General features: G+C 48.9%; 1 protein-coding gene and 1 pseudogene. One reads left to right on the top strand and one right to left on the bottom strand.

Annotated elements, in window-relative coordinates:
* Window positions 1-465 (bottom strand): annotated as a pseudogene (locus tag A3751_RS21460) (hypothetical protein); the annotation flags it as partial.
* Window positions 466-588: 123 nt separating this feature from the next.
* Here A3751_RS21460 and A3751_RS21465 point away from each other — a divergent pair.
* On the top strand, window positions 589-2,002 hold a 1,414-nt coding region (locus A3751_RS21465), incomplete at its 3' end, for a transglycosylase domain-containing protein (protein ID WP_197466593.1).

The raw sequence follows: 2,002 nt of genomic DNA on the forward strand, positions 1-2,002 counted from the left end.
TGAGTTCTCTGGTGCTGTTGGTGCGGCTCGATGAAATGTAGCAACCCGGTCGGCAAGCTCGTCTATGTGCTCAAAGGGCAAAGAGCGAGACGCATCAAGCTCGCTAAACAACTCCTCAGTTTTGAATTGGTGCATCTTGATGGCGTATTCGATGACGCCATCTTGTTCAATGTTTGTAATAGCGTTGAGTTTGGGGGCAGCAGCGTCGCCGGTGATGGCGAGCACTTCGATATAGAGCTCGGGGGCCGAGCGTGAGTTTAAGTTTAATTCTGCTTCACAATACTGTTTACGTGCGCTTAATGACGTAAAATCAAGAAATCCGAAGTTGACGGGTTTTTTGATTTTGTAGGCGAAATCGCCAGTCAAAATGATCCACGAAATATGAGTCTCAATCAGTTCCATAGTTGAACATGGATGAGAGTAAGGTGTAGGTTTCAGTAGCGACTGAACAAGCTCTGAGTTCATGTATCCTCCGTAAAGCGGAGAGCACAATAACAGCGACGCATTTGCTCTGCAAAGATAATGTCTAAAGCCAAATCCAAAAAAACATCCGCGAAAACGTCCTCTTCTTCAAGCGAGCAGGGCAGAGTGAAACGTAGGTGGAAGCTTAAGCTATTCTCCATTATTTCTCTGGTACTTATTTCTTGGCTCGTTTATCTCGATGCACAGGTTCGCTATAAGTTCGAAGGGAAGCGCTGGCATTTGCCCGCTCAGGTATTGGCAAGGCCCTTAGAGTTGTTCGAGGGGCAGGCGCTGAATCTTGATAATTTAGAGCAAGAGCTGGGATTACTCGAATACACCAAGAATCGCGTTGTCGATCGACCAGGAACATATTGGCGCGAAGGGACCCGGGTAGAGATTTTCCGCCGCGCACATGACACCATTGAGGGGCCGCAGGCCGCACTAAAGCTTGAGTTAAAGATTGATGGCGATGTGATTCGTTCCATTGAACTGATGAGTCAGGCCAAGGAAGAAGGGATTTACACCATTGAGCCATACAAAATTGGCGGTATTTATCCCAAGACAAGAGAAGAGAGAGAGCTTGTTGCCTACGAAGATATTCCTCCTTCGTTGATTTCAGCCCTGCTTGCCACTGAAGACCGCAATTTTTTTGAACACTGGGGCATATCGCTTGTGTCAATCGCCAGAGCCATGTTTGCCAATCTGCAAGCAGGGCGAGTGGTACAAGGAGGCAGCACTTTAACCCAGCAATTGGTGAAGAACTTCTATCTTACTCGCGAGCGCAGCATTGTCAGAAAAGTCAATGAGGCGTTAATGGCGTTAATGCTTGAGGTGCACTACACCAAAGCGGATATTCTTGAAACCTATGTAAACGACATCTATCTTGGTCAGTCTGGTTCAACGGCGATTCATGGTTTTGCGATGGCGAGTCGCTTTTATTTCGCGAAGAACTTGCGAGATCTTGAGCTAGAGGAAGCGGCTTTGCTGGTTGCTATCTTGAAGGGACCATCCTACTACGATCCTCGTCGTCGACCGGAACGAGCTCAAGAAAGGCGAGATCTAGTGCTCTCGCTGATGCATCAGGAAAACTGGATTTCGCTCGCCGACGCCCAGCAAGCCCAAGCTGAGCCTCTGCGGGTGACGCATAAGCCCAGCTTCCAAACCAATCGTTACCCCGCTTTTATAGATCTAGTGAAGCGGCAGCTAAGCAGAGACTATCAGCCTGAAGACCTGAGTAGTGAGGGTTTGAAGATCTACACTACGCTTGACCCGCAGCTGCAAAAGAATCTTGAGCGTGCGGTGACCACTGGTATCAAAACCCTTGATCGAAAGCAGTCAGCAGGAACCGCCAAGCTTGAAGCCGGCGCAGTGATCACCGAGGTTGGTACCGGTGAAGTGATGGCTTTACTTGGTGGTAGAAATCCACGTTATCACGGATTTAATAGAGCGCTTGATGCGGAGCGCGCTGTCGGTTCGCTCATTAAGCCTGCTATTTATCTAGCGGCGTTAGAGCAACCTGAACGCTACCAACTGGCGACTC

Source organism: Oleiphilus sp. HI0080 (genome assembly GCF_001635135.1).